Source organism: Shewanella aegiceratis (assembly GCF_019457495.1).
GTDB lineage: Bacteria > Pseudomonadota > Gammaproteobacteria > Enterobacterales > Shewanellaceae > Shewanella > Shewanella loihica.
In genome coordinates, this window is the sequence record NZ_CP080416.1 from 1,982,710 (window position 1) to 1,997,614 (window position 14,905).

General features: G+C 54.4%; 12 protein-coding genes. 8 read left to right on the forward strand and 4 right to left on the reverse strand.

Annotated elements, in window-relative coordinates:
* The first annotated feature begins 8 nt into the window (after positions 1 to 8).
* The 7 genes from K0H80_RS08950 to K0H80_RS08980 all read left to right on the forward strand — a co-directional run bounded on the left by K0H80_RS08950 (position 9) and on the right by K0H80_RS08980 (position 8,924).
* The gene (locus K0H80_RS08950) at positions 9 to 425 is read left to right on the forward strand and encodes a CBS domain-containing protein (protein WP_011865564.1); all 417 of its coding nucleotides are present in this window, start codon (positions 9 to 11) and stop codon (positions 423 to 425) included.
* Between the two features lie 156 nt (positions 426 to 581).
* The gene (hrpA, locus tag K0H80_RS08955; protein ID WP_220073748.1) at positions 582 to 4,469 is read left to right on the forward strand and encodes an ATP-dependent RNA helicase HrpA; all 3,888 of its coding nucleotides are present in this window, start codon (positions 582 to 584) and stop codon (positions 4,467 to 4,469) included.
* A gap of 418 nt (positions 4,470 to 4,887) precedes the next feature.
* Positions 4,888 to 5,046: a nitrate reductase gene (locus K0H80_RS08960; protein ID WP_011865566.1), complete on the forward strand. Its 159-nt coding sequence runs from the start codon at positions 4,888 to 4,890 to the stop codon at positions 5,044 to 5,046.
* 39 nt (positions 5,047 to 5,085) lie between these two features.
* Positions 5,086 to 5,343, forward strand: a complete 258-nt coding sequence (locus tag K0H80_RS08965; RefSeq protein ID WP_041406610.1) for a chaperone NapD — start codon at positions 5,086 to 5,088, stop codon at positions 5,341 to 5,343.
* 2 nt (positions 5,344 to 5,345) lie between these two features.
* Entirely contained in the window at positions 5,346 to 7,835 is a 2,490-nt protein-coding gene (gene napA, locus K0H80_RS08970; RefSeq protein ID WP_220073952.1) for a nitrate reductase catalytic subunit NapA, read from the forward strand.
* A gap of 11 nt (positions 7,836 to 7,846) precedes the next feature.
* The gene (locus K0H80_RS08975) at positions 7,847 to 8,326 is read left to right on the forward strand and encodes a nitrate reductase cytochrome c-type subunit (RefSeq protein WP_011865569.1); all 480 of its coding nucleotides are present in this window, start codon (positions 7,847 to 7,849) and stop codon (positions 8,324 to 8,326) included.
* 10 nt (positions 8,327 to 8,336) lie between these two features.
* The gene (locus K0H80_RS08980) at positions 8,337 to 8,924 is read left to right on the forward strand and encodes a cytochrome c3 family protein (RefSeq protein ID WP_011865570.1); all 588 of its coding nucleotides are present in this window, start codon (positions 8,337 to 8,339) and stop codon (positions 8,922 to 8,924) included.
* Between the two features lie 92 nt (positions 8,925 to 9,016).
* On the opposite strand, the gene K0H80_RS08985 is transcribed toward K0H80_RS08980, so the two are convergent.
* Complete coding sequence (locus K0H80_RS08985; protein ID WP_220045018.1) at positions 9,017 to 9,937, reverse strand: LysR family transcriptional regulator; 921 nt, start codon at positions 9,935 to 9,937, stop codon at positions 9,017 to 9,019.
* Between the two features lie 301 nt (positions 9,938 to 10,238).
* Here K0H80_RS08985 and K0H80_RS08990 point away from each other — a divergent pair, with 301 nt between their 5' ends.
* Complete coding sequence (locus K0H80_RS08990; protein ID WP_220073749.1) at positions 10,239 to 10,721, forward strand: excinuclease; 483 nt, start codon at positions 10,239 to 10,241, stop codon at positions 10,719 to 10,721.
* A 188-nt stretch (positions 10,722 to 10,909) separates the two neighbouring features.
* On the opposite strand, the gene ilvN is transcribed toward K0H80_RS08990, so the two are convergent.
* From ilvN to K0H80_RS09005, 3 genes are all read right to left on the reverse strand, one after another.
* Positions 10,910 to 11,404, reverse strand: a complete 495-nt coding sequence (ilvN, locus tag K0H80_RS08995; protein WP_220073750.1) for an acetolactate synthase small subunit — start codon at positions 11,402 to 11,404, stop codon at positions 10,910 to 10,912.
* Positions 11,404 to 13,125, reverse strand: a complete 1,722-nt coding sequence (locus tag K0H80_RS09000) for an acetolactate synthase 3 large subunit (RefSeq protein WP_011865574.1) — start codon at positions 13,123 to 13,125, stop codon at positions 11,404 to 11,406. The genes ilvN and K0H80_RS09000 overlap by 1 nt, the downstream gene beginning before the upstream one ends.
* Before the next feature lie 454 nt (positions 13,126 to 13,579).
* Positions 13,580 to 14,803, reverse strand: a complete 1,224-nt coding sequence (locus tag K0H80_RS09005; protein ID WP_220073751.1) for a multidrug effflux MFS transporter — start codon at positions 14,801 to 14,803, stop codon at positions 13,580 to 13,582.
* Between the last annotated feature and the right edge of the window lie 102 nt (positions 14,804 to 14,905).

The following is a 14,905-nucleotide window of genomic DNA, read 5'->3' on the forward strand; positions in this document are numbered from 1 at the left end:
GTCAGAATATGGAATCGATGAAAGTCGTTGATTATATGGATCGCCAGCCGGTGTTATTACAGGCAGACATGACACTGGCGGCCGCGGTCGAGAAGCTGCTCTCACAAAAAAAACTAGGCGCAGCCGTGGTCGATGCACAGGGTCATTTGGTGGGGTTTTTGTCGCAACAAGATTGTTTAGCCGTGATGCTTAAGAGTACCTATCACTGCGATCTCACCGCCAACGTGAGTGACTGCATGCGCACCGATGTGCTTACCGTCAGCAAGGATGAGCCCATCATCAGTTTGGCGGAGCAGATGCTGCTGCCCAAGCCTAAGATCTATCCTGTGATCGACCAGGGCAGGGTGGTCGGCATCATAGACAGAAATGCCGTATTGAGGGCGATCAACACCTCCATGCAGGAGTGTTATCTTAAACCTGCCTAAGTCAATGCTTATGTTCACCTTTTTATCGGCAAGCACCACACGGCATAACCGATAATCAGGTGAACAAATTCGCCCGCTAGAGGCGATTTTCCATATCAAAATGGCGCGTTCCTTGGTAGGATCCCTGCTTTGTGTTTTGCTATATGGGTTTTTCCTTTGAATTCGCCACGTCACCCCCTGTCTCATGCCTTTCTCAACCAGTGTTTTCAGGCCGATGCCTCTCGCATCAAGCGCCGCCTTCATAGACTGAAAAAACAAGCCGACGGTGAGCAGAAAGATGAGGCGCTGGCCCAGTTAGAAGAGCAGGCCATTGCCGCCGCAGCTAAGGTGGAGAGCCGCAGGCAGAATCGCCCCGAGATCAACTATCCCGACGCCTTGCCCGTGTCGCAAAAGCGAGGCGAGATAGCCGAGGCGATCGCCAACAACCAGGTGGTGATAGTGGCCGGTGAAACCGGCTCGGGTAAGACGACTCAGCTGCCGAAGATCTGTCTCGAGCTTGGCCTGGGCACCCGCGGCCTGATTGGCCACACCCAACCAAGGCGGCTGGCCGCCCGCAGCGTGGCGAGCCGTGTGGCCGAGGAACTAAACAGCCCACTGGGCGAGGTGGTGGGCTTTAAGGTGCGTTTCGCCGATGCCATCAAGCCGACCTCTTACATCAAGCTGATGACAGACGGTATTTTGCTGGCGGAGCTGAGTTCAGACAAATACCTGGATCAGTACGACACCATCATTATCGATGAGGCCCACGAGCGAAGCCTGAATATCGACTTCATCCTGGGTTACCTCAAGAGCGTGCTCAAGCGCCGTCCGGATCTTAAGGTGATCATCACCTCGGCCACCATAGACGTGGAGCGTTTCTCTAAGCATTTCAATAATGCGCCTGTGATCGAGGTCTCGGGCCGTACCTATCCGGTGGAGACCCGCTACCGTCCGCTAGTGGGCGAGCAGGATGAAGACTTAGATCTCACCGATGGCATCTTCGCCGCGGTGGAGGAGCTGATGGCCGAGGGACCGGGGGATATCCTGATCTTCCTCAACGGCGAGCGCGAGATCCGTGACCTGGCGGACCAGCTCAACAAACAGCAGTACCGAGATACCGAGGTGTTACCCCTTTATGCGCGCCTCTCCTATGGTGAGCAGTCCAAGGTATTTAAGAGTCATCGCGGACGCCGCATAGTGCTGGCCACCAACGTGGCGGAAACCTCCTTGACGGTTCCCGGCATCAAGTATGTGATCGACCCGGGTACGGCGCGCATCAGCCGTTACAGCTATCGCACTAAGGTGCAGCGTCTGCCTATTGAGCCTATCTCTCAGGCGAGCGCCAACCAGCGTCAGGGCCGTTGTGGCCGTGTGGCGCCGGGGATCTGTATTCGTCTCTATGATGAGGCGGACTTTAACAACCGCCCCGAGTTTACCGACCCCGAGATCCTAAGGACCAACCTGGCCTCTGTCATTTTGCAGATGCTCTCCATCGGCCTTGGCGACATCGAAGGCTTCCCCTTCATTCAGCCACCCGATGCCCGCTATATCCGTGATGGTTTCCTGCTGCTGGAAGAGCTGCAGTCGGTGCGCAAACACAAGGGGCAGCTGCAACTTACGCCCCTTGGACGTCAGTTGGCGAGTATCCCTGTGGATCCGCGCCTGGCGCGGATGGTGGTGCAGGCCAAGGAATATGGCTGCCTGCATGAGACATTGGTGATCACCGCAGGCTTGTCGATCCAAGATCCCCGCGAGCGCCCAATGGATAAGAAGCAGGCCGCCGATGAGGCCCACAGACGCTTCAACGACAAGGACTCTGATTTCATCGCCTGGGTCAAGCTGTGGGATCACATCAAGGAGCAGCAGAAAGCCCTGTCCGCGAGTCAGTTCCGTAAGCTGTGTAAGCAGGAGTTTCTCGCCTATCTGCGGGTGCGTGAATGGCAGGATCTCTATACCCAGCTGCGACAGGCGGTGCACGACCTCAAGTGGAAGCTCAACAGCGAGCCCGCCGACTATGAGCTGCTGCATAAATCTTTGCTGACCGGCCTGCTGAGCCATATCGGTTTCAAGGATAAGGACAACGAGTATCTGGGGGCGCGTAACCGCAAGTTCTTCGTCTTCCCCGGCTCGCCGCTCGCCAAGAAGGGACCTAAGTGGATCATGGCCGCCGAGATGACCGAGACCTCACGCCTGTTTGCCCGCTGCTGCGCCAAGATCCAGCCCGAATGGGTCGAGCCTCTGGCCGGCCATCTGGTGAAGAAAAGCTATGTAGAGCCCCATTTCGAGGCCAAGCAGGGCAGTGTGGTGGCGCTGGAAAACCAACAGCTCTACGGCCTGACCATAGTCAATCGCCGCCGGGTGCAGTATGGCCCGGTGGAGCCGGTGGAGGCCCGCGAGATCTTCATTCGCAGCGCCCTGGCCGAAGGTGAGCTGCGCACCAAGGAGGCGTTTTTCGTCAAGAACCGCGCCCTGATCGACGATATCGAGGCGCTGGAGCACAAGTCTCGCCGCCGCGACATCTTGGTGGACGAGCAGGCGCTGGTGGATTTCTATGAGACGCGCATCCCCGAGGGGATCTACAACGCGCCTAAGCTGCTGACCTGGTGGAAGCAGGAGAAGAAGCGCCAGCCGCATCTGCTGGACTTTGAACGTGAACAGCTGATGAAGCGCAGCGACGAGCATATCTCGGCGCTGGACTTCCCCGACAACTGGCATCAGGGCAACTTTAACCTGCCGCTGAGTTATCACTTTGAGCCGGCGGATGTAGATGACGGCGTGTCGGTGCATCTCCCCGTCGCGCTGCTCAATCAAATCGAGGCCCAGGGCTTCGACTGGTTGGTGCCGGGCCTGCGCGAAGAGAAGATCACCGCGCTGATCAAGTCCCTGCCTAAGACACTGAGACGTAACTTCGTGCCGGCGCCGGATTATGCCAGGGCCTGCTTACAGGCGATGGCTAATACTAACAGCAGCAGTGAGATGAGTCTGCTGGAGGCCATGTGTAAGCAACTTCTGCGCATGAGCGGCGTGCGTATCTCGGTCGATGATTTCGATCTCACCCAGCTCGCCCCTCATCTGCTGATCAACTTCAAGGTGGAAGATGACAAGGGCAAGTTGATCGCACAGGGCAGGGAGCTTGAGCAGCTAAAAGATAAACTTCAGGGCAGGGTAACCCAGGCGATTCGCAACGTCGCCGAGAGCGGTATAGAGCAGAGTGAGCTGACTCAGTGGAGCTTTGGCGATCTGCCCAAGCAGTATGAGAAGAAGCGGGGTAACTTCCAGGTGAAGGCCTTCCCCGCGCTGGTGGACAATAAGGATAGCGTGGCCATCAAGCTGTTTGATGATGAACATGAGGCCGGCCGCTGCCATAAGGCGGGTCTGCAGCGCCTCTTGCTGCTTAACATGCCATCGCCGGTGAAGCACCTGCAGAACACCCTGCCCAATAAGGCCAAGTTGGCCATGTACTTCAACCCCTTTGGCCAGGTGCAGTATCTGATCGACGATATCCTGTCGGCGGCGGTGCAGCAACTGCTGGATGAGAAGGGCTTAGATGTGCGCAGCGCCGAGCAGTTCGACCAGGCTAAAGATTTGGTGCGTCAGGATCTTAACCCCACGGCGGCCAAGATCGCCCTGCAGGTGGAGGAGATCTTGACCCTGTATCAGAAGGTGAAGAAGCGCCTCAAGGGCAAGATCAGCCTGGATATCGCCTTCGCCATGAGTGACATTCAGACCCAGTTGGATAACCTGGTATTCAAGGGCTTTGTCGAGCAGTGCGGTTGGCAGCGACTTTCTGATTTAATCCGTTATATCAAGGCGATAGATAATCGTTTAGATAAGCTGCCAGTGGATCCTAACCGTGACCGCCTGCACCTGCACAGCATCAACAATGTGCAGCAGACCCTGGCAGCCCAGCTGGCCAAGGTGCCCCGCAGCGCGGCGGTGCCCGAGGCACTGCAGGAGGCTCGCTGGATGATAGAGGAGTATCGCGTCTCCTGTTTCGCTCAGGTGTTAGGTACCGCCTATCCCATCTCGGAGAAGCGGATCCTCAACCGCATCGCCGAAGCCTGATTATTGTCATAAAGACTAAAGAAGCACCCGCAACGGGTGCTTTTTTTTACCCCACTAAATCCCCCTCTACCCCCATCGATATATTTTTACGATTTAGATCACATTTTGACTTACGAAATCGCCATTTTGTGACTATGTTTTAGTTGTTTATGAATAGCTAATTTATTCATTTTGTTGCTTTCTCAATCGAAATACGTGTCTAGGAGAGGTGATCTGGGTTTTATCTGCGACAAAAGGATGATCCAGATCAAACCTGCATAGAATTTACCGATTTAGGGGTATACAGAATGTTAAGAAGTTATTGATACCATAAATAACAGGAAGAAAAGTATGGTTTTATCGTTTGATTGGTCCACACCAACCACTGGCTAGCCTGCTTTATCTGCTATGAAAACCGGCATGACCCGTTGGAGGATGCATGAGTTCCACACCTAATGAAGAGAAAAGTTTAGAGCTAAAAATATTTGTGTTTCTAACCGTTTTTCTTGCTCCCCTGCTGTCAGTGTTACTCGTTTCTGGTTTGGGCTTCGCTATCTGGTTTAGCCAGATATTTACCGGCCCGCCAGGTGCAGGTTAACCCACTGTATTCGAACAATTATTAAGAGTGTAAATGTCAATGAGCAATGAACTTCACGTCACCAGTTTAGTGGTTCAGGTTAAGCCTGAATTTATGTCGAGTGTCAGACAGACAATCATGAAGATGGAAAATGCCGAGTTGTCTGTAAACGATGAGGTCAAGCTGGTCGTTGTGCTGGAAGGCATGACCCAGAAGGGCCTGATGGCTGACATAGAGGCGATCAACAAGATTGAGGGCGTGCTGTCCGCAGCCATGGTGTATCACCAGAGTGAAGTGCTTGAAGAGGTTGAAAAATGAAGATGAATCGACGCGAATTTATGAAGGCAAATGCGGCCATGGCCGCTGCCTCAGTGGCTGGTTTGGCCTTGCCTGCAACGGCAAGCAACCTAATTACCAGTTCAGAGCAGACTAAACTTGAGTGGAACAAGGCGCCATGTCGTTTCTGCGGTACAGGTTGTTCGGTCATTGTCGCGACACGCGACGGCAAGGTGGTTGCGACTCACGGCGACGCCGAGAGCGAGGTAAACCGTGGCCTGAACTGTATCAAGGGTTACTTCCTGTCTAAGATTATGTACGGCAAGGACAGACTCCAGAGCCCTATGCTGCGTATGACCAACGGCAAATACGACAAGCATGGTGAGTTCACTCCTGTGAGCTGGGACACTGCCTTCGATACCATGGCAGAGAAGTGGAAAGCCACCATCAAGAAGAAGGGCCCAACCGCCATCGGTATGTTCGGCTCAGGCCAGTGGACAGTATGGGAAGGCTACGCCGCCTCTAAACTGATGAAGGCCGGTTTTGGCTCTAACAACATCGACCCTAACGCCCGTCACTGTATGGCCTCTGCGGTAGGTGGCTTCATGCGTACCTTCGGTATCGATGAGCCTATGGGTTGTTACGATGACATGGAAAACGCCGATGCCTTCGTGCTCTGGGGTTCTAACATGGCCGAGATGCACCCCATCCTCTGGAGCCGTGTTACCGACCGTCGTCTTAGCGCGCCACACGTTAAGGTGTCTGTGCTATCGACCTTTACCCACAGATCTTTCGACCTGGCCGATCTCGGTATCGTCTTCACGCCGCAGACCGACCTGGCTATTCTGAACTTTATCGCCAACTACATCATTCAAAATGATGCGGTAAACTGGGATTTCGTCAACAAGCACGTTAACTTCCGCAAGGGTGAAACCGACATCGGCTATGGCCTGCGTCCAAGCCATCCGCTGCAGCAAAAAGCCAAGAACGTTAAGACGGCCGGCAAGTCTACGCCAATCGAATTTGACGCCTTCAAGGCCTTCGTTGCCGATTATGACGTGGCCTCTGTCAGCAAGCTTTCTGGCGTGCCAGAAGATAAGCTGATTGAACTGGCGAAACTCTACGCCGATCCAAATACCAAGGTGACCTCATTCTGGACCATGGGCTTCAACCAACATACCCGTGGTGTGTGGTGTAACAACCTGATTTATAACATTCACCTGCTAACAGGTAAGATCTCGACGCCGGGTAACAGCCCATTCTCGCTGACCGGTCAACCCTCTGCCTGTGGTACCGCTCGTGAAGTGGGTACCTTCTCACATCGTCTGCCTGCAGATCTTGTGGTGAATAATCCAGAACACAGAAAGATTGCCGAGAAGATCTGGAAGATCCCAGATGGCATCATTCCGCCTAAGCCTGGTTACCATGCGGTTGAGCAGAATCGTCGTCTGAAAGATGGTGATATCAATGCCTACTGGGTACAGGTAAACAACAACATGCAGGCCGGTCCTAACATTAACGAGGAAGGTCTACCTGGCTATCGTAACCCAGAAAACTTCATCGTGGTGTCTGACGCCTATCCAACGGTAACTACACAGGCTGCCGACCTGATTCTGCCAACTGCCATGTGGGTGGAGAAAGAGGGCGCCTATGGTAACGCCGAGCGTCGTACCCAGTTCTGGCATCAGATGGTGAAGGCACCGGGCGAGTCTCGCTCAGATCTGTGGCAGTTGATGGAGTTCGCTAAGCGCTTCACCACAGACGAAGTCTGGCCAAAAGAGGTGCTGGCGGCGAACCCTGAGTACAAGGGCAAGACGCTGTTCCAGGTACTCTACCAGAACGGTAACGTAGATAAGTTCCCACTGGAGCAGGCCGATCCTAAGTACATGAATGATGAAGCCAAGCACTTTGGTTACTATGTTCAGAAGGGTCTGTTTGAAGAGTACGCTACCTTCGGTCGCGGTCATGGCCATGACTTGGCTGACTTCGATACCTACCATGAGGTGCATGGTCTGCGCTGGCCTGTGGTTAACGGTAAAGAGACCAAGTGGCGCTTCCGCGAAGGCAGCGACCCTTATGTGAAACCAGGTACAGGCTTCCAGTTCTACGGTAAGCCAGATGGTAAGGCGGTTATCTACGCGCTGCCATACGAGCCTGCCGCCGAGTCGCCAGATGAAGAGTTCAACCTCTGGCTATCGACCGGTCGTGTGCTGGAGCACTGGCACTCAGGTTCTATGACCCAGCGTGTGCCCGAGCTGTACCGCGCCTTCCCGGATGCCGTGTGCTTCATGCATCCAGAAGACGCCAAGAAACGCGGCCTGCGTCGCGGTGATGAGGTGAAGGTGGTTTCTCGTCGTGGTGAGATCAAGACACGTGTCGAGACCCGTGGCCGTAATAAGCCGCCTGTCGGTCTGGTCTTTGTGCCTTGGTTCGACGCCAGCCAGCTGATTAACAAGGTGACGCTTGATGCGACGGATCCTTTGTCTAAACAGACTGACTTTAAGAAGTGCGCAGTTAAAGTAGTTAAGGCATAAGGAGAATCACCATGAAATCATTGAAACTTGTAACCTTGGCGACTCTGGTGACTCTCTCTGTCGGCGCGACCTTTAGCAGCGTGGCTGCCAGCGTGCCCGATGAGAAGGTTGCCACCCTCAGGCAGGCGCCGCTCGACACTAACCCGACGCCGCCTGTGATGCAGAAGGTGCGTAACACAGACGTTAAGCAGGTGCGTAACTATCCGATGCAGCCGCCGGTGATCCCCCATAAGATCGACGGCTATCAGATAGACCTGAAGGTGAATAAGTGTATGTCGTGCCACGCCCGTAAGCGTGTTGGCGACTCACAGGCTCCTATGGTGAGTGTGACCCACTACATGGACAGGGAAAACAACTTCTTAGCGGATCTTTCTCCACGTCGCTATTTCTGTACTCAGTGCCATGTGCCCCAGCTGGATGCAAAAACCTTGGTAGGTAATGACTTTATCGATATCGACCACTTGATTAAAGCTGAAGCAGCTAAGCACTAGGAGCGGCCGTATGTTAGATAAGTTGAAAAAAATCTGGCAGGTGTTAAGAAAGCCCAGCGTGCATTTTAGCTTAGGTTTTCTTACCTTAGGCGGCTTCGTCGCGGGGGTGATCTTCTGGGGGGGATTCAACACCGCCCTGGAAGCCACCAACCAGGAAGCCTTCTGTATCGGCTGTCACGAGATGGAAAATAACGTGTATCAGGAACTGAAGTCGACGATACACTTTACCAACCGCAGTGGTGTGCGTGCGACCTGTCCGGATTGTCACGTGCCTCACAACTGGACAGATAAGATAGCCCGTAAGATGCAGGCCTCGAAAGAGGTGTGGGGCAAGGTATTCGGCACCATCAACACGCGTGACAAGTTTGAGGCCAAGCGCCGCGAACTGGCAGAGCATGAATGGGCACGACTCAAGGCCAACGATTCGCTTGAATGTCGTAACTGCCACAATTTCGACTACATGGACTTTACTCGTCAATCGACACGTGCGGCCAATATGCACTCCACATCATTGGCCAGCGGCGAGAAGACCTGTATCGATTGTCATAAGGGTATTGCTCACCACTTACCTGATATGAAAGGGGTCGAAGGCTTCTAGTTAAGCCTGCTCGTTGGGCATTAGCGCTTTAGACACCATCTCCAAGTAAAAACGCCAGCATTCATCTCGCTGGCGTTTTTTTATCTAGCAGCTTAGGACTGCACCGAGTCGATGATCAGTTCCCTGAGCCAGCGATGGCTGGGGTCAAGATCGAAATGTTTATGCCAGAGCAGCACATAGGTGCCGGGCACCATTTGTGTGGGGATCGGCAGTGATACCAGCTTAAATTGCCCCATCATCACCTTGGCGTATTTGGCGGGCGAGCAGAGGATGAGGTCGCTCTGCTCGCACAGCTGCATGGCGCTGTTAAAATCGGTGAGATTGACCGCAATGTCCCGCTTGAGGTGCTTCATCTGCAACACATCATCCAGCAGCCAGTGGGATATACCGCCGAAGGTGACCTGCAGATGGCGATACTTCAAAAAGGTACTCAGGTTCCACTCCTCTTGCAGCAGGGGATGACCTTCGCGCACCAGACAGAGGGAGTGATCCCGAGTCAGCTCGACGAAGCGCAGGGCGCTGGGCAGGTTGTTGATATGCTGCAGCGAGCGTTCGTCCCATTCCCGGCAGGCGATACCAAGATCGGTATCGCAGCGCAGCAACCGCTCCATGCTCTCACTATGCCAGGTGTGGCTGTCTAAGGTGATCTTAGGTGCCTGCTTGAGCAGCTTGGGCATGAAGCGCGGGTAGGTTAGCGAGTAGGCGGTCTCCACCAACTCGAGCCGAAAGCGTCTGTGGCTCTTGGAGGGATCGAAGTCGCTGGGTCGGGTGAGGGAGGAGACCTGACTCAAGATCTGACGGATCTCCGGCCCCAGCTGCTTGGCCTTGGGGGTTGGACGCAGGCCGTGGGCGGTGCGCTCGAACAGCTGATCGTCGAAGGAGTCTCTGAGCTTATTGAGCTGTTTACTCACCGCAGATTGGCTCAGATGCAGGCGCTCGGCGGCGGCCGTGACGCTCTGCTCCTCCAGCAACACCTCCAGCAGGGGAAGCAGGTTAAAGTCGAATGCTTTCAATGGGAATTCCGGTTGGGGATGGTGTTAACTGCTGCCATGATAGCCAGCTGGCAGGTTTTTAGGTAGCTCTATCTCAAAGTTTGCCTTTGGCTATTTACCTTTAGCCAAGGAGTTGGTTATGCTCGGCGATTCCCACGGCGTTTGCCTTTGGCTGTTTATGACTAATCTGGCATTATTCTCGTGCGCCGGGAAATAAGTTGGACGCTGACAGGACTGTCGGTCTGGTAATGTAAATGGAAGTGCTAGTGTGAACTAGTGCGCGGCGTGAGGGTTAACTCATGCCAAATCAACGGAATTTGTAATGATGAAAAAGATACTGCTTGTAGGTTTGACCTCTTTGACCCTATGTTCTCCGCTGGCCTTTGCCAGAGATGATGTCGGCAACTATAACATCGTCTCAGTGCTTAATTCAGATGCGGCCAAGGCCAAGCTGGGCAGTGATGTCAGCTTCTACTTTGGTGAACAGGCCTATGGTGAGCCTGTGCAGAAACTGGGTGAGCTTAAGACCAACAAGAAGACCAATGCGTTTAATAAGTCAGATCAGGAAGCCTGCGAATGGGTCTTCCTGTCGGCGATGATTGCCCTGAAAAACAGCGCGCTGAAGCAGGGCGGTAACGCCATAGTGAATATCAAGTCTAACTATAAGAACAACCTGACCTCGAGCGAAGAGACCTTCCAGTGCGGCGCCGGCGCCCTGATGGCGGGTGTTGCGCTGACCGGTGAGGTGGTTAAGCTGGCCGAGAGTGCTAGTTCTGAAACAGCTAATCCTGAAAGCGGTAAATAAATCGTTTAATATCCAAGGATTATTTTGAATTAGAACACTTGGATTAGGGCCCTTGGTTTAACGCACTTGGGTTGAGGCTCTTGGTTTAAAGCGCTTGTGTTGAGGCTTTTCGTTCAAAATAGTAAAAACGCCAGCAAATGCTGGCGTTTTTTGTGCTTATTGATTAGTCGCTAACGATTGGGTATGCGCTAGGCGCGCATCGCCTTCTCGCCGCGGCACAGGCCGACCACACCTGAGCGGGAGACCTCAATCACCTTAGTCACCTCGCCGATGGCGGCGATGAAGGCATCGAGTTTATCCGAGGTGCCGGCCATTTGAATGGTATAGAGCTCAGAGGTGACATCCACTATCTGACCGCGGAAGATATCGGCGGTGCGCTTCACCTCCTCACGTCCCGCGCCCTTGGCTTTCACCTTGATCAGCGCCAGCTCGCGCTCAATATGGCTGGACTCGGTAATGTTGGATACCTTGAGAATATCGATCAGCTTATGCAGCTGCTTCTCAATCTGTTCCAGCACCTCCTCGTCGGCCACCAGGGTAATGTTGAGCCTGGAGAGGGTAACATCATCCGTCGGCGCCACCGTTAGGCTCTCGATGTTGTAGCCTCGCTGGGAGAAAAGGCCTACCACGCGAGATAGGGCGCCGGGTTGGTTTTCGAGTAATACAGAAATAATTCGACGCATTAGCTTTTCTCCGTCTTGCTTAGCCACATTTCATTCATCCCGCCACCGCGGATCTGCATTGGATAGACGTGCTCCGTCTCATCGACGCTGATGTCGACGAAGACCAGCTTGTCTTTCATGGCAAGGGCCTTCTCGAGCCCGGCTTCCAGTTCGGCCGGATCGCTGATGGTCATGCCCACGTGGCCGTAGGCCTCGGCAATCTTGGCAAAGTTAGGCACTGAGTCCATGTAGGAGTGGGAGTGACGACCCGAGTAGATCATATCCTGCCACTGCTTCACCATACCGAGGAAACGGTTGTTTAAGTTGATAATTTTAACCGGCGTATCGTATTGCAGCGCGGTAGACAGCTCCTGGATATTCATCTGGATCGAGCCATCGCCGGTGACGCAGATAACAGTCTCGTCCGGCTTGGCCATCTTCACCCCCATGGCGGCCGGCAAGCCAAAGCCCATGGTGCCCAGGCCGCCCGAGTTGATCCAGCGTCTTGGCTTGTTGAAGGGGTAGTAGAGGGCGGCAAACATCTGATGCTGACCCACGTCCGAGGCCACATAGGCATCGCCATTGGTCAGCTTGTGCAGCGTCTCGATCACCTGCTGTGGCTTGATGCGCTCGCTGCTCTTGTCATAGGCCAGGCTGTTGCGACTGCGCCACTGATTGATCTCGCTCCACCAGTAGTCGATGGCGCCTTCATCGTTTTTCATCGACGGCTCATCGTCAAGTAGGGCCAGCATGTCATCGAGCACGCTATCGGCCGAGCCCACGATGGGGATATCCACCCTGACCGTCTTGGAGATGGATGACGGGTCGATATCGATATGCAATATGGTGGCGTTGGGGCAATACTTTTCCACATTGTTGGTGGTGCGGTCGTCGAATCTTACCCCGATGCCGAAGATAAGGTCGGCGTTGTGCATCGCCATGTTGGCCTCATAGCAGCCATGCATACCGAGCATGCCGACGCTGTTGGCGTGGGTGCCGGGAAAGGCGCCCAGCCCCATTAAGGTGCTGACCACCGGCAGGCCGAGTCTGTCGGATAATTTTAGAATCTGCTGGTCTGCGCCCGAGATCACCGCGCCGCCGCCCACATAGAGTACCGGCTTCTTGGCTTTTAACAGGGCCTGCAGGCCTCGGCGGATCTGTCCCTTATGGCCCGTCGTCGTCGGGTTATAGGAGCGCATGTTTATCTCATCCGGGTATTGGTATTCGTGCAATATCTGTGGGTTGAGACAATCCTTGGGAATGTCTACTACCACAGGGCCGGGGCGACCGGTAGAGGCGATATAGAAGGCCTTCTTGATGATGGCAGGAATATCCTTGGCGTCTGTCACCAGGAAGCTGTGTTTCACCACGGGGCGGGAGATACCTATCATGTCACATTCCTGGAAGGCATCATTACCAATTAAGTTGCTGGGAACCTGTCCTGAGAGCACGACCAGAGGGATTGAGTCCATGTAGGCGGTGGCGATCCCCGTGATGGCATTGGTGGCGCCTGGGCCCGAGGTGACCAGTACCACGCCCACCTTGCCGGTGGCGCGGGCATAGCCGTCGGCCATGTGCACGGCCGCCTGTTCGTGGCGCACGAGAATATGTTCTATGCCGGATTTTTGGTGCAGGGCATCGTAAATATCGAGTACCGAGCCACCTGGATAGCCGAAAATGTGTTTAACGCCTTCATCGATTAATGATCGGACGATCATGCTGGCGCCGGAAAGTTTTTCCATTGGTGATCCCTCTTAAGTTACCGCGACGGTATGCAGTATCTTGATACAGCGACGGTAATCGCTCTAAACAAAGAGTCTGGAGGGTAATCCAGACTCGCGCTTCACCCGAAAGCGGTCGGCTTGGGGTGACTGTTGCCAATGAACAGAATTTCATCATATTCAATAGATAAATGAATTCAAGCCTTTTATCAGCAAAGTTTGCCATGTTGAGCAAAACTCACGTTCGAGGTGGGATAGCCTTTGCCTTAAGTGGCGGTTTGATGGGGGGTTGAGCGCCGTCATTAATCTTTAATCGGGCGATGTAGACTTTAGTCTCAGAAGGTTATTTTGTGGCATCGCCGCCCAATTGGGTCATCGGGCGGCGTTTGTCATGGTGGCGAAGTTAATGGCGAGCTTGACGGTGAATCTAACGTAATCGTGGCAAGTTAATGCGGTAATTGACGTATCAGCACCGTTAGCCCTGTCTTTGCTGTGAATGCGCCAGGAACTGGCATAGGCCAACCAGCAGTACGGCGCCTAACATGAGCGCCGAGAAGGGCACAGCTGTCCCGGTGTAGAAGAGCGCCAACAAAGGACCCGCCAGGGCGCCAAAGCCAAATCTCAGGGTGCCGATCACCGCCGTCGCCGTGCCGGTTTCTTGCTGAAACTTCATCAGCACTATGGCGTCGGCATTGACCGACATTACGCCCAGGAAACCCATGAAGGGGATGAGCGCCGCCACGGTAAAGTGATAGCTGAGTCCCAGTAGGTTAACGCTTAATAAGCCGATACCGGCGACGGCCGCCAGCAGGGTGGCTACCTTGAGCATGCGGCGAGAGCCATATTTAACCACGATGCGGCTGTTGATCACGTTGGCCAGCATCAGGGCGCCGACATTGGTGCTAAAGAGGATGGCGAACAGGCTCTTATCCAGACCAAACACCTCCATGTAGACGAACGGCGAGGCTGTGAGGTAGCAGAAGAAGGCAAACGAGGTCATCACGCCGCTGGCGATATGCAGCTTGACGCCTGGCTTGGTAAACACCACGGCATAGGCGCCGAAGAAGGAGCGCTGACTGCGGCCGCTTGTTTGCGCGTCACTGGGCATTCTTAGCTTGGTAAGAACTAAAACGAGCAGCAAGCTGGCGTAACAGGCCAAGATGAAGAAGATCAGATGCCACTCGCCCAGCTCGAGGATCAGACTGCCCATGGTGGGGGCGATGAGCGGCGCCAGCATCATGATCAGACTGACATAGGACATCCCCTTGGCGGTATTCTTGCCATAGACCTCCTTGATGTAGCCGGGCACCACCACTGTGGCGGCGGCGCCGATGAAGGCCTGCAGAAATCTCAGCCCCAGAAATACCTCGACGCTAGTGACGAAGGCCAGTGCCAGGCTGATCAAACCAAAGCCGGTTAAACCAAGCAGCACTAGCGGGCGGCGGCCGATGCGGTCGGCGATGGGGCCGAAGGTGAGCATGCCAAGGGCATAGCCCGCCAGATAGAGACTCAGCGACTGCTGCACAGTGGTGACGCTGGAGTTGAAGCTTTCGGCCAGGGTCGACATGGCCGGCAGGTACATGTCGATCGCCAGCGGCGTAATGGCGACGATGGCCGATAACATGGGGATCAACAGGGCCAGATTGGGGATGCCCTGGGGTTGGCTAAGCTCAGATGACGGGATCGACGCTTTGTTCACTCATACCTCTTGTGACCGAATTTAAGACAATTTGTGGGGGTGATAACAGGTGATGGGGATGTTATCTGGGAGAAGAACGATTGTACGGGATCTCGCCTCGCC

Excerpts from the sequence above, each read along its gene's own strand:
- K0H80_RS08950 (WP_011865564.1), top strand. The coding sequence starts at position 9 with ATGGAATCGATGAAAGTCGTTGATTATATGGATCGCCAGCCGGTGTTA.
- K0H80_RS08960 (WP_011865566.1), top strand. The coding sequence starts at position 4,888 with ATGAGTTCCACACCTAATGAAGAGAAAAGTTTAGAGCTAAAAATATTT.
- K0H80_RS08965 (WP_041406610.1), top strand. The coding sequence starts at position 5,086 with ATGAGCAATGAACTTCACGTCACCAGTTTAGTGGTTCAGGTTAAGCCT.
- napA (WP_220073952.1), top strand. The coding sequence starts at position 5,346 with ATGAATCGACGCGAATTTATGAAGGCAAATGCGGCCATGGCCGCTGCC.
- K0H80_RS08975 (WP_011865569.1), top strand. The coding sequence starts at position 7,847 with ATGAAATCATTGAAACTTGTAACCTTGGCGACTCTGGTGACTCTCTCT.
- K0H80_RS08980 (WP_011865570.1), top strand. The coding sequence starts at position 8,337 with ATGTTAGATAAGTTGAAAAAAATCTGGCAGGTGTTAAGAAAGCCCAGC.
- K0H80_RS08990 (WP_220073749.1), top strand. The coding sequence starts at position 10,239 with ATGATGAAAAAGATACTGCTTGTAGGTTTGACCTCTTTGACCCTATGT.
- ilvN (WP_220073750.1), bottom strand. The coding sequence starts at position 11,404 with ATGCGTCGAATTATTTCTGTATTACTCGAAAACCAACCCGGCGCCCTA.
- K0H80_RS09000 (WP_011865574.1), bottom strand. The coding sequence starts at position 13,125 with ATGGAAAAACTTTCCGGCGCCAGCATGATCGTCCGATCATTAATCGAT.